We start from the raw sequence: 22,128 nt of genomic DNA, 5'->3' as shown, positions 1-22,128 counted from the left end.
AGGGTCCGTCTCCGAATGGCGCTGAGTGACGGTCCGCGCGCCCGTCGGGCCGGTCACGGCGGGTCCGGGCTCCTCACCGTCACGGCCGGCGCCGCTGCCCGAGCACGGTGCCGAGGACCCGTTCCACGGGAAAGTACCCCGCCTGGCGCGAGTCGTGGCTGTTCGCCGTGTTGTCGCCGAGCAGGACGAGCAGGCCCGGCGGCACGACCGCGCCCGCCGTGCCGTCCAGGCCGGGTACCCGGTCCAGCGGGGCCGGGTCGCCGGGGACCGCCGCCACGCGTTTGATGATCCAGCGGCGGGACCCCACGGCACGCGGGGAGGCCGCGCGGGCCACCGGCGGCATGGGGCGGCCCCCGTCCTGCGCGGGGTGCTCCAGTACCACCACCCGCCCCACCGCGATCCGGCCGCCGCGGTGTACGAGGACCCTGGCGCCGTCCTCGTACACCGGGGCCATGCTGCTGCCGCGCACGGTGACCCGGATCACGCTGTACCGCAGCAGCACGGCGGCGGCGCCCGCCAGGCCGAGCGCAGCGGCGGGCACCGCCCGGCGGGCGCCGCGCCTCATCGGTGGCCTGCTTCCGGGACGGCATCGGGGTGGGCGGCGGCAGCGGCCGGGGCGTCCTCCGGGCGGTAGCCGGACGCCTGGAGGGCGAAGAGCCGCGCGTACCGTCCGTCCGCCGCCAGGAGCGAGGCGTGGCTCCCCTGTTCGACGATCCGGCCCTCCTCCAGCACTACGATCGCGTCGGCTTCGCGGACCGAGCCGAGCCGGTGGGAGATCAGCAGGCTGGTCCGGCCCCGGCGGTGCGTGCGCAGGGCCTCCTGGATATCCGCCTCCGCCTGCGCGTCGAGCCCGGAGGCCGGCTCGTCGAGGATCATCAGGTCCCGTTCGTCCCTCACGAACGCGCGGGCCAGGGCGAGCCGCTGCCACTGGCCGCCGGAAAGCACGACGCCGGTGGTTTCCCGGCCGTCCTGCGAGGTCGCGGTGAAACTGCGGGACAGCAGCGTGTCGTAGCCGCGGGGCAGCGTGGCCAGTTTGTGGTGGATGCCGGCCCGCTGCGCCGCGCCGCGGATCCGCTCCGTGGCGTCGAGGGCGCGGAGATCGCCCAGTGCGATGTTCTCGGCCGCCGTCATGTCGTACGCCATGTAGTCCTGGAACGCCGCCCCGATACGGCTACGCAGGCGGGCCGGGTCGACGTCCCTCAGGTCGACGCCGTCCCAGAGGATCGCTCCGCGCGTCGGATCGTAGAACCGGCACAGCAGTTTCACCAGGGTGGACTTGCCCGAGCCGTTCAGCCCCACGAGGGCCAGCGCCGCCCCGTGCCGCAGACGGAAGCTGACCCCGTGCAGGACCCACGGGTGGTCTTCGGAGTAGCGGAACCACACGTCCCGGAACTCGATGCCCTCCCGCAGCGCGGGCAGCGGGGCAGGGTCGGCGGCCACCGGCAGATCCGGATCGCTGCGCACGATGTCCAGGTAGTGCTCGAACAGCATCAGCGCCTCGTGGCAGCCTGCGAGGTGTCCCGTGACGGAGGTGAGGGAGCCCTGTACGCCTGCCACCGCCGCGATGAAGATCGCGATGTCGCCCACGGAGAGGTGCCCGGAGCGGGCTGCCAGCACGGCCCACACCACCCCACCGCCGGAGACGAGCGCGGCGAGCAGCGCCAGCCCCGACTGGACGAGCGCGTCCCCGCGGTCCAGTCGCGCCCTGGCCGAATTGGCAGTGCGCCGGTCCGCGAGCATGCGGCCCTGGAGGAAGGCGCCGATGCCGAACAGCCGTACCTCTTTGGCGGCTTCGACGCTCGACAGCAGCCGGCTGTAGAAGATCTCGCGCCGTTCCGTGGGCCCCAGGTCCCAGTGCAGGCGGGCCCGCCGCCGGGACAGCAGCAGTTCGGCGACGAGAGCGGGCATCCCGGCGGCCACCACCAGCACGGTCATGGCGGGGCTGAGGACGAGGAGGGAGCCGACGAAGCCGGTCACGGTGATCGCGGCCTGGGCCAGGCCCAGGATCCCGTTGGCCACCTGGCCGGGCCCGACGGCGCTCGCCTGCTGGGCCAACCGCAGCCGGTCGAGGAAGGCGGGGCTCTCGAACCGCGCGAGTCCGACGAACCCGTTGACCGCCGCGAACAGCCGGTCCTGCGTCAGCACGCCGATGGCGCGGTCCAGTTGCGCCCGCAGATAGTCGTTGGTGTGGGCGGTCGCCGCGATCACCACCCCCACGCCCGCGAGTCCTGCTGCCAGCGAGAGGAGCGCACCCGTCGGGGTGCCACCGGCGGTCAGGCCGTCCAGGGCGAGCTTGGTCAGCCAGGCCGCCGCGACGGGCAGCACACCCGTCGCGAGGGTCAGCAGGACGTGGCCGGCGAAGACCGCCGGAGCCGCGCGTGCCGCGAGGGCGACGGCCGTCGCCGCGTGCCGGGAAAAGCGCGAGAGGCCCGCCCCGCGGGCCGCCTTCGCAGTCCCGGCCCCGGTTCCGGTTCCGGTCACGGTCACGGTCACGGTCACGCGGTGAGGGTGGTCGGGCGGCTGAGCGCCACGTCGTCGTCCACGACGACGAGGCGGCCCGCGGCATCGCGGTCGGCCCGCAGCACGCTCGGGAAGGCCCGGATGCCGAGCGCGGTGCCCACCGCACCGCCGGGATCCTCGACGACGACATGGGCGACCTGGCCGAGTTCGGCGACGAACCCGGACGCCGAGTCGGCGTCGCCGACGACGGTCGCCACCACCGAGGAGCGACCGCCGGGCTCGCGCCGCGCGTACTCGACGAACCGCGGGAGTTTGTCCTTGCAGGGCTCGCAGGTCGGTGAGAAGAACCCGAAGAGGACCGGCCCGGACAGCAGATCGCGCACCAGCGGCTCCCCGCCCACGGTCGAGGTGTCGAACTCCCCGACCTCCTGACCGACTTCGAGACTGACGGGGTCCCCCTGCACGGCTCCGAGAAGCTCGGTGTGCTCCCGCAGCCGTTTGACGACGCCGAGGGTGAGGACCAGGTTCAACGTGCACAGCGTTCCGACGAGGGCCACGACGGCGATCAGGACGGGCATGAGGGCTCCTTGTCCTCTGGCTTCCTTGCTTGCGACTGCTCGGCCTGCGACTGCTCGGCTTGCGACTGCTCGGCCTGCGCCCGCTCGGCTCGCGCTTGCTCGGCTTGCTGCTGCCTGGCACTCCGGTGCCGTACGGGTGCGGCCGCGCCGACCCGCGCACCGGTGGGCAGCGGCCGGAAGAGTGCGACCAGGTGGTCGAGCCGGGTCACCACGATCCCCGTGATCAGCCCGGCGACAGCCGCCACCGCCGCACCGCCCGGCCGGGCGTCCGCTGCGGCCGGTACGGCGAGCGCCCCGGCCCCGCCCGCGGCGACCGCGCAGAGGGCGAGGTTCCGGACTATGTGCGGGGTGCCGAGCGGTGTCGTCGACGGGCCGAAGCAGCGGCAGGGGGCGGCGGCTCCCCGCCGTACGGCGGCCATGATGCCCGCGGTGAACGCCACCAGCAGGGCGGCTGCGACCGCGAAGCCGGCCGCCGCGGCGCCCCGCACCGGTACGGCCATCAGGCCGCACACGGTGGCCTCTCCGGCGATCACCGTCCGGGCCACCGTGCGGACGAGGCCGGGCGGCACCACGCCGAACGACCGGACGGACCCGGCGAAGGCGGTGAACGCGGAGCGTCCGGCGACCTTGCCGGCGAGGGACACCAGGAACACCAGCCCCAGCAGTCCGCGGGCTCCCGCCAACAGGTACTCCATCGCACTGCCTCCGGCAGACAGGGGGTAGGGGAGCCGTGCGGCGGGTATCACCCGCCGCACGGCGGCAACGGCGGAACGGGCCTCGTCAGATGCAGTACCCGGAGCCCGGGCTGCAGTTCGCGCAGCGGTCGAAGGTCCAGGGGCCGCCGCCACACGGCTGCTTCCTGTACCACCGGTGGCCGGTCGAGGCACAGCCGGACGAGCCCTGGACGCACTGGTAGCAGGTGCAGGCCGCCTCGGCGGCGGACGCGTCCACGCGCGGCACCAGGCGGTCCAGCATCCTGCCGCCCAGCCTCTCAAGCGTTGTGCGCATGTCTCACTCGCTCCTTCGCGATCGGATCGATGGGCCGGGGCACCGGCTCACGGCCGCTCGCCGTGAACGGCGCCTCCGACAACGAGGGTGCGGGACGCCTGTCGGGCTGTCGTTGTCTGCGGGTGCGGGGTGGTTGTCGGTCCGTGCGGCGCCGCCCGCTGGCGGAACTCGCGCGGTGGAGCCCCGTACACGGACCGGAACAGGCGGCTGAAGTGCGCCTTGTCCGGGAAACCCCAGCGTGCGGCGATGCAGTGGATGGGGCGCCCTGCCAGCCGGGGGTCGGCGAGGTCGCGCCGGCACCGTTCCAGCCGTTCCTGCCGGATCCAGGCGGCCACGGTCTGGCCGTCCTCCTCGAAGAGGGCGTAGAGGGTGCGGCGGGACAACTGGTGTGCCGCGGCGATGCCCTGCGGGGTGAGGGGGTCGCCGAGGTGGCGGCGGATGAACTGGCGGATCTGCGTCCGCAGTGCTCGCCGGCGGTCTTCGGGGTCCAGGCCCTCGACGGCACCGGCCGCGGCGGCGAGCACCGTTGCGACCAGGGTCGTGGTGGTGTCGGCGAGGCAGGAGAGGTCGGTCCGCGCGAACTCGTGGGGGCGGCCGGTGATGTCCGCGAGCCAGCGTGCGAGCGCGCCGCCCAGGCCGGGGCCGAGGGGGACGGGCACACCCTGGAGCCGCAGCACGGTGCGCGGCGGCAACGGCACTGCGGCGCGCGGGATCTGGGCGATGACGCAGGAGTGGACCCCGGCCGGGTCGTCGAACCGGCCGCTGTAGGTGCTGGAGCCGTCCACCAGCACCAGATGGCCGGCCCCGATCCGGGTCTGGCGTCCTCCGGTGCGGAGCGTGGCCCGCCCCCTCCTCATGTGGAGGATGTGGAAGGCCTGCGGGTCGTGCCGGCGGACGAGCAGCGCGGTGCGGGCGAATCCGGTCCGCGGGCACGCCAGGGCCGCGGCCCACACGCCGCCGAGGTGGAGTGCGCGCAGGCCCGCGCGAAGCCGGTCGGGCCCGTCGTGCAGCAGGTCCGGGGCGTGCCACAGCCCGTTGATCTCTTCCAGCACCGCACGGGTTCCGGGCGGGTGGGCGGCCACCCCCACGGCATCGCCTGGTGCCGGTGTACCGGGTGGACCGGTCGGACATCGTTCGGGCATACCGGTTCGCTCCTTCCTGGTTCGGGGTGGTGGTCGCCTTCGGGACCGGCCTGAGGGGATGCCCGGCGCCCGCAGCGGCCCGCGGCTGGCCCGTGCGGGTGGTGCCGGGGGGTGTCGGCAGCCGGCCGGAGGCCCGTGACCGTGCGCGGCGGCGTTCGTCCGGTCCGGCCGTACACCACAGACTCTGCTGACCCGTGCCGGGCCGGGGCAACGGCAACGGGCTGTCCCGGACAGTCTGACGATGTCCGGGCTGGTCGGAACCGTGTCCGGGTTGCCGTCCTACGAGGACCGGGCAGCGGGGCGGGGCCGCGGTCCACGAACCGGGCGGGGTGTCGGTGTCGCCGGGGCGGGTGGGCTCTGCGGCCGTACCGGGCGGGTGTCCGGGTCGACGTCCGGACACCCCGTGTCATCAGGCCCGACCGGCACTCGGCAAGGACACGGGCGCGCTCCCCCGGCGAGAGCGCGCCGCCGACGCGAACCGAGGCAACGTGTCGGGGTCCCGCGGTACCCGGATGCGGGTTCCAGGCCGTCGCTGCCCAGCGTCCCGGCCCGCCCTGCTCGGCCAGGCACGACACAACGAACCGCCGTTCACTACGGTCGCAGAGGAAAGGATGTGGACATGGCACTGGTCAAAAAGGGATCGCGGCTCATCACCGTGGACGGCACCACATACCGGTGGCGACTCCGCGGACGGCCGACCTACGACCAGGGGCTGGCCATGTCACCGCTTACCTATGCGGTCGAACACGCCCAGACCCCCGGCACCACCCTGGTGATCACCACCAACCAGCCCCACCCGAACAACTGGTTGGGAACAGCCGGCAGCCCGGTCCTGCCCGCCCACGTGGCTGACAGCATCCGCACCGCTCTCACCGACGGCTGGACCCCCCAGACCCCCGGCTCACCCTTCCGCCTCGACCAGTCAGCTGGCTTCATCGCGTCCCGACGCCGGGATTCGGGTGGACCGCTCACAACCGACCCAGTCGCCGACGCCTCGGCAGGCGACACCCCCACCGCCCGCGAGCACGCCGTGCAGCGCATGACCAGCACCTGAGCTGACCCGAGCGGACACAGCGTGCCCCGGCGCTCAGGCAACTGCATGGGCCGGGCCGCCCCCCGGGGCGGGGCGGTGTCACGGCGTGCCGGTTGCCGGCGGCTGGTGCGCCACCGTCCACACCAGCTGCTGGAAGCCGGACACCGGCACACCATGCGTACCTGTCGGCGCCAACGGCCCGGCCGGCAGGTACGCGACGTGGCACCGCCGGCAGGTGAACGCCGCCTCCCACACCGCGAACAGCGCGGGGAAGGCCGCCGTCTGCGCCCGGAACCGCTTCGCGGCCGCCCGCCGGGCCCGCGCACGTGCAACGATCACGGCGACGGCACCGGCCATGGCCGGCAGTCCCGTCACACCCCAGAAGACCATCGCGTTGCGCCCCGAGCCGGGCGCGTCGCTGGCCAGCAGCGGCAGCGTCATCAGGGCCGCGAGCACCGGCACAACACACAGCACGGCCAGCCCGCACCCGCCCCGCTGCTGTTCCAGGAAGGGCTGGGGCGGCGGTGCCAGCTGTTGCGCCAGCAGTGTGCTTGACACCCCCGAGGAATGCACCGTCGAACGGCCGAAGACCGCGACCGACCCTCCACCTGGGACGAAGCCGGCGCCCGACGAGTAGCCGGTCGACACGCCCGCGTAGGTACCGGTCTGCTCCTCGTAGACGGCGCGCACGCTGCGCACCTGGTCGATCGTCCCGCACTGCGGGCAGTTCGTGCCACTCAAGGTTCTCGTTCCCCTCCCACTTCCCGTAACCGTGATCATCACACGCTCGCCCCCCTCGTCGCCTCACGAGCGGTGAGCACGGCGGTCACAGGGCGGCCACCGTCACGAGCAGAGTCGAGAGGCCTGATCCGCGCTGACACATCACGACAGGCCGGATGTCGGGTCCGTCGTGGCGGAGCACCGTCAGAACGGACCACACGACCGGCCTTAGCGCACGCCGGTCGTCCGTCGGCGCGGTGGTGAGCGGGCACACAGGTCGGACCCCGGTCGATCGACCAGGACGGCCTGTGCGGCCCATGGGCGTGGACGGGCGGCGAGCCGCCATCACACTTCCGCGCACACGGCCGGCAACGGTGTTTCTGGTGGCCCGTACGCCGACCGTTCCTGCGCGGTGAGATCGCGGCCGATGGCACGGCACATCCTGGTGACAGCTGCGTCGGCGGTGGGGAGGGCAAGGTCCCACGAACGTGCGGTCTGGTCTCGGCCGGCGGTGACCACAGTGCGTCCATCCGGGCTGAAGGCGACCGCAAGCACGGTGTCGGTGTGTCCGGAGAGTTTGGCCAACATCGCGCCGACGGTGGGGTTCCCTCTGGTGTCCGTGTCCCAGAGCCGCACTGTGCCGTCACCGGCGCCGGTGGCCAGGATGTGCCCGTCCGGACTGAAGGCGGTCGAGACAACAGCGCCGGCGTGCCCTGACAGGATCCCCCGACCTCGGCCCGTCATCGGGTCCCACAACCGCACCGTTCCATCCTCACCACCGGTGGCGAGGGTGCGCCCGTCCGGGCTGAAGGCAGTCGACACGACAGCGTCGGCGTGCCCTGACAGAGTCCCCCGGCCTCGGCCCGTCATCGGATCCCACAACCGGACCGTCCGATCCGCACCGCCGGTCGCGAGGATGCGCCCGTCCGGGCTGAACGCCAGGGCGTTCACGTCTCCGTTGAATCCGGGCAGGCTCCTCATGTGCTCGCCGGTCGCCGCGTCCCACACTTCGACGCCGCGGGCGGTACTGCCGGTTGCCAGCGTGCGCCCACCCGGGCTGAAGGCCAAGGCGGCAGCGTCACCGGTGTAGCCGTGCAGACTCGTCCTGAGGTGGCCGGTGAACACGTCCCACAGCTTCACTCCACCGTCGACGTCGCTCGTGGCCACGGTGTGCCCGTCCGGGCTGAACGTCATTGAGGGAACGTTGTCGACGTGTCCGGTCAGGCTTGCGAGGCGGCGCGAGGCGGTCAGGTCCCACAGGTACGCTGCGTCGCCACCGAAACCGGCTGTGGCCAGGGTGCGGCCGTCCGGACTGAGTCCCATCGAATCCGCTCTCCCGAGATCCCCCGCGAGAAGTGTTCGGGACTCCCCGGCGGCGGCGTTCCAGAGCCGGATGGTGTGATCATCGCCGCCGCTGGCCAGCGTGCGGCCATCCGAGGTGAACGCCAGGGACATGATGACGTGGCCGGTGTGTCCGGGCAGGTTCCGCCGGAGTCGACCGGTGTCCGTCTCCCACAGCCGAACGGTCCGGTCCTCGCCTGCGGTGGCGAGTGTTCGGCCGTCGGGGCTGAACGCCATCACGGCGGCCGGGGCGGTGTGTGCTGCCGGTTTCGTGCGGAACTGGCCGGTGCTCGTGTCCCACAGCTCTACCCCGCGGTCGGTGCTGCTGGTGGCGAGGGTGTGTCCGTCCGGACTGTACGCCACCTCGCCGACCGTACCGTTGCGGTGCGGCAGAGTCCTTTCGTGACGGCCGCTGTTCGCGTCCCACAACTCCGTCCTCCCGTCGAAGGACCCCGTGGCCAGGGTGCGTCCGTTCGGGCTGAACGCCACCGTGCTCACCTGGGCGGTTTGTCTGGGGAGGACTGTCAGAAGATCACCGGTGGTCGTGTTCCACAGCTGCACCTCGCGATCGAAACCGCTGGTCGCCACCGTGGCGTTGTCCGGGCTGAACCTCAAGACGGCCGCGCCATTGGCCTGGGTGCCCAGTCGGGCGCGGACGTCACCCGTGGCCGTGTCCAGCAGTTGCACCGTGCTGTCCTCGGCGCCGACGGCCAGCGTGCGCCCGTCCGGAGAGAACGCCATCACGGCTCCAGGTGGGGCCTGCCCCATCGGGCTCGTTCGGATGCGGCCGGTGTTCGTATCCCAGAGCCGTACCCTGTCCCCGCCTCCGCTCGCCAGAGTGTGCCCGTCCGGACTGAACGCCAGCGCGGTCACACGGCCACCGTGGTCCATCCGGTGCAGGAGCGGCAGGTCAGCGGCAGCAAAGAGAGCTTCCAGGGCCTGGGACGTCGGGCTGGCCCGGTACGCCCCGATGGCGAGCAATGACGCCAGGTCGGAGTCAGTGCCGAGGACGGCGGCGGACTGTGCGGCAAGCTGCCGGGAAAGCGCCACCTGCCGCTGCTCGTTGCCGGTCAGGGTCTGCTGCCAGGCGATCGAGCCCGCAATGACGGCCAGTACCAGCAACACGGACAGACCAGCGACCAGCCCGCGCAGGCGCCGGCTGGTGCGGGCCGCGGCCTGCTGCTCCTGCTCGCGCGCTGCGAGGCTGGCCATCAGATAGGCGTGTTCCAGTCCGGTCAGGTTCCCTTGCGAAGGGCCGCTGAAGTACTCCTGCGCGGTCGCCAGTCGAGTTCCGCGGTACAGGGCTCCGGGGTCGTGGCCCAGTTCCTCCCAGGCGTGGGCTGCCTCGGTCAGTTTCCGTTGGGCGCGAAGACGGTCACGGTCCTGCTCGACCCAGCCGCGCAGCCGCGGCCAGGCACTCAGCAGGGCTTCATGCGCGAGATCGACCGTGTCGTGGTCGAGGGTGAGCAGCCGCGAGGCTGCCAGGGCTTCCAGTACTTCCGTCGTTTCCTTCTCGCCGGCGGCCTGCAGTTCCTCGCGTTCGGCGGACCTGCGGGTATCGGGGGCTCCGTCGCCGGGAGCGACCAGGCGCAACAACAGGATGCGGGCTGCAGCAGCCTGTGCTGCGGTGAACTGGCCGTAAACGTGTTCGGCGGTCTTGGCGACTGCGCCCTCGACACCGCCCGCCGCCTCGTACCCGGCTACCGTCAGCGTCTTGCCCCGCCTGCGGCGCCACGTCTCGAGCAGCACGTGCGAGAGCAGGGGCAGCCCACCGGGAGCATCCACGACCTCCCGGACGAGGAGGGAGGTGAGAGCGCGTTCCACGGTGAGGCCGGCGGCCGTGGCGGGCTTGACTACGGCTTCGCGCAGTTCTGCCGGCGTCATCGGTGCGGCCAGGAGGTTGGCGTCGCGCAGCGCGTCCGCCAGGCCGCGGTGCTCGGCGCAGCGGCCGTAGAAGTCGGCGCGCACCGCGATGAGTACCTTCACCCCGCGTTCAGGCCTACGGGCGGCCAGGAGCATGTCGATGAAGCGGGCTCGCTCTGCGGGGTCCTGGCAGACGGTGAAGACCTCCTCGAACTGATCGACGATCACGAACGCGTCCGCGCCGTCGGGTGGCAGACCGGCTTCCGGGGGGTTGAACGCACGGCTGTGGGTGCGCGCCGGGCGGGGGCCCGGGGTGAGGATCCGCAGGACGGCCGGGCGCACGTCCATGTCCTGGGCCTGCTGGAGGGCAGGGATGAGGCCGGCGCGCAGCAGGGAGGACTTGCCGCTGCCGGACGGGCCGAACAGGGCCGCGAACCGCTGTCTGCGCAGCAGGTCCAGTAGATCGGCGGTGAGCTGGTCCCTGCCGAAGAAGAGACTGTGGTCGGCCGCCTCGAATCGCGCCAGCCCCCTGTAAGGGGGGTCGCCGTCAGAGCTCCCGTCATCCGGGTCCGTGTCGGCGAGCGCCTCCACCGTCTGCTTCCACCGCTCCTCCCACTCCGCGCCGTCGCCGCCGCAAGCCGTCACGTAGGCCAGTACCACCGGAAGGGTCGGCAGTTGCTCGCCCGCTGCCGCCTGCGACAGCGTCGTGACCGAATAGCCGGCCCGCTGCGCCAGCACCCGGTACGTGATACCGCCCGCCTCCATGCGCAGCTTGCGCAGCTCGAACGCCAACCGCTGTACCGGACCGGCTTCGGGGTCCACCGGTACCTCACGACGCCCCGCCATGCCCACCCCCCACGGCCCGCCCGAACCCGCGGCCAACCTACGCACCCTCCATACCGCCAGAAAGACCGCGGCCGGCCATTGTTCGGCCCCCGGAACCCCAGTGCCGAACAATGCGCCGACCGCTGAAATCGGTGATGCAAGCGGGCCCCGCTCCGTGAAGCGCTGCGGATCGCCACGGGGCACCTTGCTCCACACACCCACACGAGAAGGAGACGAACATGCGCGTACGTGTGCTGCTCACCAGCGTTGCGCTGGGGGCGTCTGTGCTGATGGGCGGTGCCACCGTCGCACAGGCGGCGGAGGAGTCCGCCGCAGGCACGGCGGTCGCTGTCGCCGCGAAGGAGTCGGCCCCGGCCGATCGCTACGTGTACTGGGACTGGTACTGGAACATGGGCAACTGCCGTGCTGCGGGCAGCAACCTGGTGGCGGACGGGACGGCGAAGAAGTTCAGCTGCCGGACGAACAACCTTGTCGTGGATCTCTTCATCGTGAAGCGGTAGCGGCCGGGGGGAAACCGGCGAACAGCCGGCCGAGGGTGCCCGCAGCCAGAGTGGCTGCGGGCACCGTGCAGTTCCCGGGACGAGGAACCGCGCGCGGACCACCTGTCCGACCACGGTCTGGACACCTGGCCGCCGTTGCCGTCGAGCCCCACGGCCGCCCTCGCTGAACGCTCGGCTGAGACACCCCGGCCGAGCGCCTACGGGTACTCGGTCCCTGCCGGGACGTCCGGCTCCTATCGGGTGAGGAAGCGGGTCGCCCCCACGTAGACGCGGCCAGTGGAGCCGATGGGCTCCTCCCTGACGACGTCACCGGTCCGAGGCGAGTTGATCATCATCGGCTCACCGTTCCTCGTCCCCGTGTAGATACCGACGTGGGTGACGCCCCCACCGGTGGCGGGGCGGAAGGCGACGATGTCGCCGGGCCTGAGATCCTCCGTCCCGTTGATCCGTACGCCTACGGCCGAACCCGCGGGCACCTGTCCGCCGCCCGCATCGAACTGCGGCTGTGCGTCACGCGGGATCGTCACACCCAGTGCGGAATACACCTGGCCGGTAAGGCCGGAGCAGTCGTAGCCGAACCCGGAAGTGCCCGACCACAGGTAGGACAGGCCCAGGAAAGCGCGTGCGGCGGCGACCACGTCCTCGCCGCTCGGCGCGGCCGGAACCGCTGCAAGGTCACCGGCGCGGAAGAAGACCCGGCCGCCGCTGTTGCCGTAGGCCGTGACGACACCGGGCAGCGGGCCGGCCTCCACCGGGAACGACGTGTTGTACGAGTACTCGGCCGCCCGCCCCGGCCCGGCACCCGCGAGCGCGGCTCCGGCGGAGGCGAAGCCCCGGGCCGTGGGCCGCGTGACGCGCTCCTCATGAGTGCCCCGGGGCGGCTTCCGATGGTCCGATGTCAGCTGCCGGTCGGGGATCCAGCCGGGGTACGCGCCCCGTCCGCCCTTGTCCCTGGGGGTGGGCTGACCCCGTACCCATACGTGATCCCACAGCAGTCCGCCGTACCACTGTGTACCGTCGACAGTCACCTCGGTCCCGTACAGCGCCTGCGTTTCGCCTGCGACGTCACGCCGCTCGTCCAGTGACATGTCCCTCAGCCAGCCGCGGACGTCCGCGGGGTTGGCCGTCGCCGGGGCGTCAACGGCTCGCACCTGCTCGGGACCCACCCAGACCTGCGCCACCGTCACATCGACGTAGCAGGTCGGGGCACCGTCGCAGGGGCGAGCCGCAACGGGCCCGGCGGCGTCGGCAGTAGCGCCGGCGGGCGGAACGGCGAGGGAGAAGAGCACTGCGGCTGCCGTCAGAGCTGTCTTCATGAAGGCCATGGGGCGATTCTGTCCGGGGGCGAGGCCAGCGAACCTTGCGGGATGAACGCAGGGCGGAGTGCTCGACCCCGCGCCCCCGGAGCGGATCGTACGCCGCGGGCGCCGGGACCTCAGGAGTCGCGGGTGACCGGCCGTGCCTGGCCCGAGCGTGCGAACTTCTCGATGGCGGCCGGGGTGACGGGGGTGAAGAAGTTGACGAGGTTGCCGTCGGGGTCGCGCAGCAGCAGCGACCGGTTGCCCCACGGCATCGTGGTGGGCCCGTTGACGAAGTCCGTGACGAAGCCGGTCAGGTCCCGGTGGACGCGGTCCACGTCGTCGACGAGGAACTCGGTGATCACACTGTGGTTGTCCGCCGCGCGGGCGCAGCCCGGGGCGAACAGCGGGACGGTGCGGGTGCCGGCGATCGCGAGGGTGGCTCCCCCGGTCCTGAGTTCGGCGAAGTCCTCGGTGGCCCATGCCGCGCGAGCCCCTGTGGCCCGCTCGTAGAACGCGACGAGGCGCGCCACGTCGCCGGTGATGATGCGGATCGAGACGAAGTCCACGGGAATCTCCTTGGCCTGCCAAAGGCGGAAGCGGAAGTGAAGAGCGGAGGTGTACGCGTCGCAGGCTAGGAGAGATAGCGGACAGAATCGGTCCTGTATCCGGGCTAGTCTGCCGGCATGCCCCGACCGACCGCCCGCGTACTGACCCTCCTGGAGCTGCTGCAGTCGGGCGGCACCCGCACGACGGCCGAACTCGCCGACCGCCTCGGCGTCGAGGGGCGCACGGTGCGCCGGTACGTGGACCAGCTGATCGACCTCGACGTGCCCGTGGAATCGGTGCGCGGCCGCTACGGCGGGTACCGGCTCGCCCCCGGCTACCGGCTTCCTCCGCTCATGCTCAGCGACGACGAGGCGCTGGCCGTGCTCCTCGGCCTCGTCGTCGGCCGCCGAGCGGGACTGCCGAGGACGGAGCGCGCGGCGAGCGAGACGGCCTCGGCCAAGATCCGGCGGGTGCTGCCCAAGCGCACCGCCCGTCGGCTCGACACGCTCCTGGACGCCCTCGCCTTCACCGACCAGGCCGACGACGCCGACATTCCGGACTCCGAGGTCCTGCTCACCATCGCCGACGCGGTGCGCCACGGCCGACCGGTCTCGATCCACCACACCGACCGCGACGGACGCCGCAGCGAACGGACACTGCACGCGTACGGGGTCGTCGCCCACGCGGGCCGCTGGTACGTCACGGGTAAGGACGCCGGGATCGACGAGGACCGGACCTTCCGGCTCGACCGCATCACGGACGCACGCACCCTGCCCGGCACGTTCGAGGCGCCCCCCGCCACCGATCCGGTGCAGCGCGTGCTCTCGGGGTTCGCGACGGCCCCGTACCGGCACGAGGTGACCTTGCGGATCAACGCCACGGTCGGGCAGATCCGCGCCCACCTTCCCGCCAGCGTCGCCCGCCTGGAGGAGTACGAACCCGTGACGGGTGAGGCCGGGCCCGGCGAACGCTGGATGCGCGTCGAGCTGCGGGCCGAGCGGCTCGACTGGTTGCCTCCGGTACTCGCCTCCCTCGACCGGCCGTTCGTGATCGAACGCCCCGAGGAACTACGCGCCCTCGTCACCACGCTCGCCGATCGCCTCGCGTCCAGCGCCCGCCGGCCCTGACTTCGAGGCGACACCGCCACCGGTCTCCCGCTCTCCGGAATCAGGCGGCGCCGGCGGCCGAGCGCCAGGGGGAGGCAACCTGCACTTGATGTGAACCCTGCGAAGCCGCCGCACGAGGCGGCACGCCCGGCCGGAGCCGCGCCCGACGCCCGGACGACGGGCGGCTCCCGCGCGGACACGGGCGCGCCCGCCCGGACGACGGGCGGCTCCCGCGCGGACACGGGCGCGCCCGGAGGCCGGACTCCCGTCCGTGACGGTTACGGCCAGCCCTGCTTCACCTTGGCGGGGGCGGTGTTCCAGCTCTTCGGTATGAACGTGATCACGTAGGCTCCGCGGTCGAAGTCCGAGTACCCGGCGGACCAGTTCGGGAAGGTGCTCTCGTACACCTGCATCGGACCCATGTCCCCACCGGGCGAGTGGTAGTGGTTGGCGTGGGTCCACACCGTCTTCTTCGGATCCGGTTCCGTCTGATCGCCGAACCAGCCGTAGTCGAAGTTGACGTAACCTGCGCCGGGCTTGTCAGGACTGCGCGACACGTTCCTGTCCCCCGACATGTCGACCAGGCCCGTTCCCCGGTGCGGGCGGAAGGCCTCCGGGTCGCCGTACTTGCGCTTGTCGGAGGAGCTCCTGGGATCCTGCCCGCTCCAGAAGTGCTTCGAGTAGACGACCGCCTTCATCCTGGACGGGTCGAAGTTCCCCCCGTCACGCTCCCTGAAGGACGGCGTGCTGCTGAGAGCCGAGTAGAAGGTCGAACGGCCGTCCTCGTGAAGCAGCGGGTCGTTGCTCTTGGCGAGTTCCGCCTTGAGATTGCTCACGTAGGCCCCCACGTCGTGCGCATTTTCCAGGGCCTTGTTCATGACGGATGCCACATCACGGGCTCGTTTGAAGCCCTTCGTTTCGTCGAAGCTTCCCTTCGCGATGCGCCCTTCGAATTCGGCCCGCGTCTCGCCGGGCCGTGGGTTGTTATTCCTCAAGCCACTGTTGTACTTGTCCTCGTCGAACGAAGCGAACGCCAATTTGTTCGTCGGGTAGGGCCCCGAGTTGACCCAGGTGACTCCGACGCAACCGTAGGACAGCTGTTCTCGCTGCGCTTCGGTCATCTGCCGCGCCTTGCCGTCGCGGTGGCTGTAGGCCTGCTGCCACTTGCGTATGTAGTTGCTGACGTCTGTGGTGGCCCTGCCTCCGTAGGCCCGGTACGCGTCAGGCATCCTGTCGAGGGGCTCGGCCGGAGGGGTCACCCGGTCGTCGGCCGAGGCGGAGGGCCTGAGGGACTCGACGGCATCCGGCGGTAACAGGTGCGGGGGCTGCTTGCCGGGCTGCCCCAGGTCCAAGGCCTTCTCGTTCAGTGCGTTGATCTGCCCGACGTCGTCCACCGTCAGGTCGTGCCTCTCGGCGTAGGAATCCTCCTTCCCCCCACCGTCGCGGCCGACGGCCAGACTGACCGATGGCATGAACGCGGTGGTGCACATGACCGCGCCCACCGTGGTGAGGGCCAGAGACACCCGACGTTTATGCATGAATTCACAACTCCCTTGTGATGAGATCGCGATGACGGTGGGGGCGCCGCAGGCCCAAGACGAGAATCGGCCGCCCTTCACATGTCATGGAAGAGGTTGGCGCATTACGCATCACACGCCGACTCCGAATCAGGATCGGCCCGCACGAAAAGCGATCATGTCTCTGCGCCAACTCACCGGCAACTCCGTGACTCGAGAATCGGCCACGCCGTCGGACAGGCGATATCCCGTCATGCGCCCGTCCCTGCCCATCGTTGGAATGCGAAGCGGCAGCGTCCTCTGTTTCTGCTTCCGGACCCTGCTGGAAGCAACCGCCACCCGCCGGACGGACCGCACGATCCGCGCCACTCGCCACTGCGGCCGCTCACCCGGTCCGCCACAGCCGCCAGGGCCGTCATCACTCCCGCCCTCCACAGAACGGCCGGTAAGGCGCTCTGTAGCCGGGTAGGTAGCTCCTGGCCGTCCTACCGCAGCAGGTCGAACACGACGAGGTCGCGGTCCGGATGTCCTGGCCTGTCGTGACACGGCACCACGGAATGTGGGCCGGCGCCTGGAGTTGGCCCTGGCACCGAACGGGGCAGGGTGGCCGAGACCGTGGGCCTTCGCCACGGACGGGACGTCGCTGGACCCCGGACATCCGCTCATGGTCTCCGCCCGCTACCGGATGGCGTACGCGCTGGAGGCGGGAGGAGACGCCGACGCGGCCCTGGCGGTCGCCGGGGACATCATCGAAGGTCTCGGCTTCGGACAGCCGCTGCTCCGGGGCACTGGGCGGGCGCCGGGTCTCCGGGGAGTCGCACCGCGGACCACCGGGCGCAGCGGTTCCGTCGGCTTCCGCGCGGAGTGGGTCTACCTGCGGCAGAGCGCGGTATGGCTGCTGCTCCCGGTCTCCTTCGTGGCGCTCGCCGGACTCGGCGACTCGCACGGATCGCAGCACATCCGCTCCCTGCTGCGGGCCGGGCGGCGTACGGCCCGGCCTCCGTGGCCGAAGTGGCCGACCTCACGGTACGGCGCTCCGAAGGAGAGGTCGTCGGCTACGACTCCACGCTGCTGCTGGCCCTGCCGGGCGGCGTCCGCGTCCGCGCGGAAGACGCCTCCACCCGCTACGAACCGAGACCGGACGGCCGGGTCCAGATGCTCTGGGCGCCCGGCGCACCGAGCCTGGGCGGCGTGGTGGACGACGGCGAGGACCTGGGTCGGTACGTGGACCGGGGCTGGGGTCTCACCCTGGGCGGGATCGCTCCCGGGGCATTCGTCCTGCTGCTGATCCTGGTCGCGATGGTCCCGGTCTCGATCGCGGCGGAGGACGACGGCCTCCAGGAGCTGGCGTGGTCCCCGGTCACCCAGACCGTGCACGCCTGCGCCGTCACGGGCGTGCTGCTGGCCGCGTTGCCGTTCCTGTCCGGCACGGCGTCCGCGAACGACGTCCTCGGCATCGGGGCCGCTTGCGTAGGCTTGCCGGCGCTGTACCTGGTGTTGCCGATCCGAGCGCTGCTCGACTGACCGGGAGTCGCCCGCGCGGTCGTCCGGACGTGCTCGGCGCGGGGCCGGTCGCCGCCCCGGCCAACCGGTCCGCCATCGAGGACGGGTGACGCCGCACAGTGCCGGCCCTCCGCCGCGGTCGGCGGGCCGGGGCTCCCACCTCGGCCCGTCGTCGCCCCCGACCAGCGCCCGCAGAGGGTCCGCCGTCAGGGCGCCACTGCGTCACCGCCACGACGATGTGCCGTGTCCGGTGCACCCGGACGCTGAAGTCGTCCTTGTCTGGCGGACGGGTTCTCCGTGTTCTCGCGCGGTGGACGCAAGCGGGCGTCGAGGACCGACACGTTCCTGCGTCAGTGACGCCGGTTTCTCGGGTCGGGGCGTGAACGGGGCCAGTGTGGTGGGCTGCACCGCGCCGCCCGCGGCCGAGCCGCGCAGCAGTTCGGCCAGGTCGTGGGTGTGGGCCTGCTCGGTGGTCGGTGCGGCTGCTGCGATGCGGTCCAACCGAAAGCCTCGCCCGGTCTGCCGCGTGCGGCACCAGGCGATGAGGTACCACCGGCCGTTCGCGGTGAGCAGTCCGGCCGGTTCCACCGCCCGGTCGCTCACGCGTCCGGCCGCGTCGCTGTAGGACAGCTGCAGGACCGTGCGGGTGGTGAGGGCCTGTTCGACCGCGGCGCGGACCGCAGAATCCGACGACGAGGGAAGCGTGACGATCCGGGTGGCCAGGTGCCGTACCGCCGCCGAGGCGGTGCCGGTCATCGACACCGCGATCTTCTGGGCGGCTGCGCGGGCCGCACCTGCGTACGGGGCGGAGGCGTCGGCCGTGGCGAGGGCGACGGCCAGTGCCGAGGCTTCCTCAGGGGTGAAGTGGATCGGGGGCAGGGTCATTTCCGGGTCGACCGACCAGCCCCCACCCCGTCCGGACGTCGCGCGCACCGGGACGCCGGTCTCCATCAGGACCTGTAGGTCGCGCTGCACCGTGCGCGTGCTCACTTCGAAGCGCGCGGCGAGCGCCGCGACCGTCCGCGGACGTGGCGCCGCCGCACGCAGCTCTTCGACCAGTGCGTACAGGCGGGCAGTTCGGTTCATGCCGACGACGCTACCGTCCCGCGGTGGAGAGGAACTGCCACTGACGTCGCTCTTCGCGTTCGGTGACGGTCAGCGGGTAGAGGGTGAAGCCGTGCATGGCGCCGGCGACGACTTCGAGCTGGACAGGGGCACCGGCCGCCTGCCACCGCGCCGCCAGGAACAGTGAGTCGTCGCGCAGTGGGTCCTCGGTGCCGACGACGAGCCGGGCGGGGGGCAGGCCGGTCAGGTCGGCGAAGAGCGGCGAGACGTCGGGGTGGCGGCGCTGCTCCGCCGACATGCCCGGTGTGAACAGCTCGTAGGTCCGCCGCAGCGTGTCGGTGTTGCTCAGCAGCTGCTTCGATCCGAAGGACCGCTGGCTCGGAGTCATCGACAGGTCGTACGGGCCGAAGAGCAGCTGGGCCGCCCGGAACGCGCCGGTGAGGCCGTGCCGGTCGCGAAGGCGCAGCAGCGTGACGACGCTCAGGTGGGCGCCGGCCGACTCGCCCCCGATCAGCAGCCGCCCGGTCCCGAACTCGGTCGCGGCGTGGTCCACCAGCCACCGGGCGGCCGCTTCGCAGTCGTCGGGCCCGGTAGGGAAGGGGTGTTCCGGGGCGAGGCGGTAGTCCACACTGACCACGGCCAGCCGTGCCTGCTCGGCGAGTCGCCACAGTCTTTCGTCCTGCCCGTCCGCGGAGCCGAACGTCCAGCCGCCGCCGTGGAGGTGCAGGTAGACGCCGTCGACGCGGTCAGGCAGGAACACCCGGGCGGTGATCCCGCCGGCAATGACGCGGTCCCGGCCCTGCGGCAGCCGCGCCGGGGGTGTGTCACCGCCGAGCCTGTTGGCCCGGAGGGTGGCCAGCACGGTCGCGTCCGGCGTCTCGTCACGTGCCGGACGGGTCGCGGCAGTGGCCTCGTACTCCTTGTTGAACGCCAGGGTCTCGGCGAGGCAGTCCTCATCGGTGATCATCATGCCGCCCACGATCGCAGCCGTCCGCGACGACCCCCTGTCACCCTTTCCTGGTGAGCTGCGACACGTTCCCGCAACGCTGTGCCCCGGCCCCGCCCGGCCCTGCCTGCGGAGTTCGTAGGCCCACACGCGATCGCCGTCGCCATCGGCTGGAGCTTCTGGACGCCCGCTCCACCGCGGCTCCCGCCCACGCCCGGCCTGGTCGTCGGCCGACGCCGACGAGGCGGGGCCGCCCACAACGGCCGCTCCCGCGAGAGCGACGGCCGCCGCGGTGTCGATCACCTTGCGGGCGGACTTCCGCGCGAACGCGAACACGTGAAGTTCCCGCTTGTCGTCGGAAAAACCGGATGGTGTCGTGGACGTGCGTCACGTCCATCCGCCGGCGAAGCTAAAAGATCAACAACTCTGGATACAAGGCGACCTGCCGATCACGAGATCGATCCCGGCTGCGGAAGAAGGCCTCCCTCCTGCGCCTGCGCGCGACCGAACGCGGGGCTGGAGGGGCCGCGCGGTCCGACCGTCCACGCCGTTGCGCGGCGGCTGCGCGTACAGTCGGCTCGGTGACAGAGCACCACACCCTCACGGTGAACGGCATCCGGCTGGCGTACCAGGTGACCGGCCCGGTCGGCGGCGACCCGCTGCTTCTGCTGCCGGCGCTGGGCGAGACCGCGGACGACTGGGCCCTCGTACGGGACGCGCTCGCGCGGAACCGCCGGGTGTACGCCCTGGACCTGCGGGGCCACGGTCGCAGCGAGCGGACCGACTCGTACTCGCTGGAGCTGATGCGCGATGACGTGCTGGGTTTCCTGGACGCCGTCGGCCTGGAGCGCGTGGACCTGGTCGGCCACTCGATGGGTGGCGTGGTCGCACACCTGGTCGCGCAGCACAGCCCGTGGCGCGTGGTCCGGCTGGTCCTGGAGGACACCCCGGCGCCACTCCCCCGCGAGCCGGTCGCTCCCGTGCGGCCCGAGGGGGAGTTGGCCTTCGACTGGACCATGGTGCTCGCGGTCCGGCCCCAGCTGGACCGCCCCGACCCCTCCTGGCTGGAGGGCCTCTCCCTGATCACGGCCCCGACCCTCGTGGTGGCGGGCGGGCCGGACAGCCACATCCCGCAGGGGGCACTCGCCGAGCTCGTCCGCCGGGTCCCGGACGCCCAGCTCACCACGATCCCGGTCGGCCATCTGGTGCACGCCACCGCGCCCGAGGAATTCACCGAGGCGGTCACCTCCTTCCTGGCCGACGTACCGGACAGCGAGATCGCCCGGCGCTGGCTCGCCGAGGACGGCATCGCACAGACCGGGCACGACACCTGGTACGACGCGGAGCCGCCCGCCCAGAACCTCACCGTGGAGGACCTGTGCAACGGGCTCGGCTCGTTGGCCTTCACCGACGAAGGGCTCGACCTGCCAGGTAGGCTGCGGGTCGCACTGGGGCTGATGGACCTGCTCGGCGGCCACTTCCTGGTGACCGGCCAAGTCACGTCGGCCCACCTCGGCCCCGAGGGACCGCTGCCCGCGGAGCTGCTCTGGAGCGGCTACCGGCGCAGACTCGAGGCCGTCCGGGAGTACCCGGCCATCACCGACTCGCTCTGGTCCGACTGGTTCGAGGTCTGGCACACCGCGGAGGAGGCCTTCGCCGAAGTCCTCGGCAACGACCGCGACCGGCTGCTGCCCGGTGCGCCGGAGCCGCTGCTACGCCGGGCGCGCCGGGTCCTGGAGACCTCCGGCCCCGTGCCGTGGAAAGCCAAGGCCGCCACGTACGAGGCTGCAGCCCGGGTGCCCGAGCTACACCAGGCCGTCTTCCGAGCCCTGCTGACGAGCTACCACGACGTGTACGGGCAACTCGAACCGCAGTCGGCGCTGACCCTGTTGCACCGGCTGGAACTCCCCCCTCACACCGAGCACCTGGCCGCGCTCCAGCGGGTGCTCACCGCAGGACATCACCATCACTACCGCAGCCCCGGAGCCTGGAGCGCGGAGATACCGCCCAGTGGCCAGGGGATGTCCATGCCCTGACCTTGGACGGCGTCCGGGCGCAGCTGTCGGTCGATGCGCTGCGGGGGTTGGCCGGTGGGCGGCCGGCGCCGCGGCGCTCAGGTCAGGCTCCACGACCATGTCCCGTCGGCGGTGACGAGCCAGGCGAGGACCGCCACGTCGGCCGCGCCCAGGGCGATGCCGAGGCGGGCCCGGCCGGGCCTGCTCGTCCGCCGCCACAGGGCGAGGGCGCCCAGGACGACGGCCGTCGGGCCCAGGAGGAGGTTCATCACGAGCAGTCCCACCAGGCCGAGGACGAACGCGGTGACGGCCATCGCGTCGGCATCACGGACCGCTTTGACGGCGCGCACCCGGGATTCGGTCCGCGGGCTCATCGCAGACCTCCCCGGTCGTGGTCCGGACGTCCGGCCCGGGAGTGGCTCCAGAGGCGCTCGCGCATGGTGAAGAGGGCGAGCCAGAGAGCGATGACGCAGCCGGCGACCATGCTGACCGGCGCGGGGACGTGGGCGGCGGTGCCGATGACGACACCGAGGACCAGCAGCGCACCTATGAGGAAGAGCATGAGACGTCCTTCCGTTCAGGTAACAGTTGTCTACTGACTGCCCGGTTCAGTTTGCCTTATGCTGGCGCCGCGCAAC

General features: G+C 71.9%; 20 protein-coding genes. 5 read left to right on the top strand and 15 right to left on the bottom strand.

Features of this window, described 5'->3' with window-relative positions; genetic code table 11:
• Positions 1 to 79: 79 nt before the first annotated feature.
• The 6 genes from ACSHWO_RS34210 to ACSHWO_RS34185 all read right to left on the bottom strand — a co-directional run bounded on the left by ACSHWO_RS34210 (position 80) and on the right by ACSHWO_RS34185 (position 5,128).
• Entirely contained in the window at positions 80 to 565 is a 486-nt protein-coding gene (locus ACSHWO_RS34210) for a S26 family signal peptidase (RefSeq protein WP_438318502.1), read from the bottom strand.
• The gene (locus ACSHWO_RS34205; RefSeq protein WP_438318499.1) at positions 562 to 2,499 is read right to left on the bottom strand and encodes an ABC transporter ATP-binding protein; all 1,938 of its coding nucleotides are present in this window, start codon (positions 2,497 to 2,499) and stop codon (positions 562 to 564) included. The genes ACSHWO_RS34210 and ACSHWO_RS34205 overlap by 4 nt, the downstream gene beginning before the upstream one ends.
• On the bottom strand, positions 2,496 to 3,038 hold the full coding sequence (locus ACSHWO_RS34200; protein WP_438318496.1) for a TlpA family protein disulfide reductase: 543 nt from the start codon (positions 3,036 to 3,038) through the stop codon (positions 2,496 to 2,498). Before ACSHWO_RS34200 ends, ACSHWO_RS34205 begins: the two co-directional genes overlap by 4 nt.
• Positions 3,026 to 3,733: a MauE/DoxX family redox-associated membrane protein gene (locus tag ACSHWO_RS34195; RefSeq protein WP_438318493.1), complete on the bottom strand. Its 708-nt coding sequence runs from the start codon at positions 3,731 to 3,733 to the stop codon at positions 3,026 to 3,028. Before ACSHWO_RS34195 ends, ACSHWO_RS34200 begins: the two co-directional genes overlap by 13 nt.
• 85 nt (positions 3,734 to 3,818) lie before the next feature.
• A complete protein-coding gene (locus ACSHWO_RS34190) occupies positions 3,819 to 4,046 on the bottom strand; it encodes a hypothetical protein (protein ID WP_361094125.1) in 228 nt (75 codons plus the stop codon).
• A 47-nt stretch (positions 4,047 to 4,093) separates the two neighbouring features.
• Positions 4,094 to 5,128: a helix-turn-helix domain-containing protein gene (locus tag ACSHWO_RS34185; protein WP_438318489.1), complete on the bottom strand. Its 1,035-nt coding sequence runs from the start codon at positions 5,126 to 5,128 to the stop codon at positions 4,094 to 4,096.
• Positions 5,129 to 5,807: 679 nt separating this feature from the next.
• On the opposite strand from ACSHWO_RS34185, the gene ACSHWO_RS34180 reads away from it, so the two are divergent.
• Positions 5,808 to 6,242, top strand: coding sequence for a hypothetical protein (locus ACSHWO_RS34180; RefSeq protein WP_438318486.1), 435 nt, complete (start codon positions 5,808 to 5,810; stop codon positions 6,240 to 6,242).
• A 78-nt stretch (positions 6,243 to 6,320) separates the two neighbouring features.
• Here the strand turns inward: ACSHWO_RS34180 and ACSHWO_RS34175 are convergent, their stop codons facing one another.
• Positions 6,321 to 6,962 carry a hypothetical protein gene (locus tag ACSHWO_RS34175; protein WP_438318483.1) on the bottom strand — a complete coding sequence of 214 codons (642 nt, stop codon included), beginning with the start codon at positions 6,960 to 6,962 and terminating at the stop codon, positions 6,321 to 6,323.
• A 324-nt stretch (positions 6,963 to 7,286) separates the two neighbouring features.
• The gene (locus tag ACSHWO_RS34170) at positions 7,287 to 10,937 is read right to left on the bottom strand and encodes an nSTAND1 domain-containing NTPase (protein ID WP_438318480.1); all 3,651 of its coding nucleotides are present in this window, start codon (positions 10,935 to 10,937) and stop codon (positions 7,287 to 7,289) included.
• A gap of 272 nt (positions 10,938 to 11,209) precedes the next feature.
• On the opposite strand from ACSHWO_RS34170, the gene ACSHWO_RS34165 reads away from it, so the two are divergent.
• The gene (locus ACSHWO_RS34165) at positions 11,210 to 11,491 is read left to right on the top strand and encodes a hypothetical protein (protein ID WP_361094110.1); all 282 of its coding nucleotides are present in this window, start codon (positions 11,210 to 11,212) and stop codon (positions 11,489 to 11,491) included.
• Positions 11,492 to 11,724: 233 nt separating this feature from the next.
• Here the strand turns inward: ACSHWO_RS34165 and ACSHWO_RS34160 are convergent, their stop codons facing one another.
• Together ACSHWO_RS34160 and ACSHWO_RS34155 are read right to left on the bottom strand one after the other, a co-directional pair.
• The gene (locus tag ACSHWO_RS34160; RefSeq protein WP_438318477.1) at positions 11,725 to 12,816 is read right to left on the bottom strand and encodes a C40 family peptidase; all 1,092 of its coding nucleotides are present in this window, start codon (positions 12,814 to 12,816) and stop codon (positions 11,725 to 11,727) included.
• A 110-nt stretch (positions 12,817 to 12,926) separates the two neighbouring features.
• A complete protein-coding gene (locus ACSHWO_RS34155; protein WP_438318474.1) occupies positions 12,927 to 13,358 on the bottom strand; it encodes a VOC family protein in 432 nt (143 codons plus the stop codon).
• Between the two features lie 117 nt (positions 13,359 to 13,475).
• Here ACSHWO_RS34155 and ACSHWO_RS34150 point away from each other — a divergent pair, with 117 nt between their 5' ends.
• A complete protein-coding gene (locus tag ACSHWO_RS34150; RefSeq protein ID WP_438318471.1) occupies positions 13,476 to 14,465 on the top strand; it encodes a helix-turn-helix transcriptional regulator in 990 nt (329 codons plus the stop codon).
• A 257-nt stretch (positions 14,466 to 14,722) separates the two neighbouring features.
• Here the strand turns inward: ACSHWO_RS34150 and ACSHWO_RS34145 are convergent, their stop codons facing one another.
• Positions 14,723 to 15,982, bottom strand: a complete 1,260-nt coding sequence (locus ACSHWO_RS34145; RefSeq protein WP_438318468.1) for a protein-glutamine gamma-glutamyltransferase — start codon at positions 15,980 to 15,982, stop codon at positions 14,723 to 14,725.
• A 990-nt stretch (positions 15,983 to 16,972) separates the two neighbouring features.
• Between ACSHWO_RS34145 and ACSHWO_RS34140 the strand changes: the two genes are divergently transcribed.
• On the top strand, positions 16,973 to 17,485 hold the full coding sequence (locus ACSHWO_RS34140; RefSeq protein ID WP_438318465.1) for a hypothetical protein: 513 nt from the start codon (positions 16,973 to 16,975) through the stop codon (positions 17,483 to 17,485).
• Positions 17,486 to 17,686: 201 nt separating this feature from the next.
• Here the strand turns inward: ACSHWO_RS34140 and ACSHWO_RS34135 are convergent, their stop codons facing one another.
• Together ACSHWO_RS34135 and ACSHWO_RS34130 are read right to left on the bottom strand one after the other, a co-directional pair.
• Positions 17,687 to 18,550, bottom strand: a complete 864-nt coding sequence (locus ACSHWO_RS34135; RefSeq protein WP_438318462.1) for a helix-turn-helix transcriptional regulator — start codon at positions 18,548 to 18,550, stop codon at positions 17,687 to 17,689.
• 10 nt (positions 18,551 to 18,560) lie between these two features.
• Complete coding sequence (locus ACSHWO_RS34130) at positions 18,561 to 19,499, bottom strand: alpha/beta hydrolase (RefSeq protein ID WP_438318459.1); 939 nt, start codon at positions 19,497 to 19,499, stop codon at positions 18,561 to 18,563.
• 557 nt (positions 19,500 to 20,056) lie between these two features.
• On the opposite strand from ACSHWO_RS34130, the gene ACSHWO_RS34125 reads away from it, so the two are divergent.
• The gene (locus tag ACSHWO_RS34125; protein WP_438318456.1) at positions 20,057 to 21,511 is read left to right on the top strand and encodes an alpha/beta fold hydrolase; all 1,455 of its coding nucleotides are present in this window, start codon (positions 20,057 to 20,059) and stop codon (positions 21,509 to 21,511) included.
• Between the two features lie 77 nt (positions 21,512 to 21,588).
• Here ACSHWO_RS34125 and ACSHWO_RS34120 read toward each other — a convergent pair whose 3' ends face one another.
• Positions 21,589 to 21,864, bottom strand: a complete 276-nt coding sequence (locus tag ACSHWO_RS34120; RefSeq protein WP_385808937.1) for a DUF4190 domain-containing protein — start codon at positions 21,862 to 21,864, stop codon at positions 21,589 to 21,591.
• Entirely contained in the window at positions 21,861 to 22,052 is a 192-nt protein-coding gene (locus ACSHWO_RS34115; RefSeq protein ID WP_438318453.1) for a hypothetical protein, read from the bottom strand. Before ACSHWO_RS34115 ends, ACSHWO_RS34120 begins: the two co-directional genes overlap by 4 nt.
• Between the last annotated feature and the right edge of the window lie 76 nt (positions 22,053 to 22,128).

The sequence above is a fragment of the Streptomyces pallidus (ex Mingjun et al. 2026) genome (genome assembly GCF_051550185.1).
GTDB lineage: Bacteria > Actinomycetota > Actinomycetes > Streptomycetales > Streptomycetaceae > Streptomyces.
This window is presented reverse-complemented; position numbering and strand designations above follow the sequence as displayed.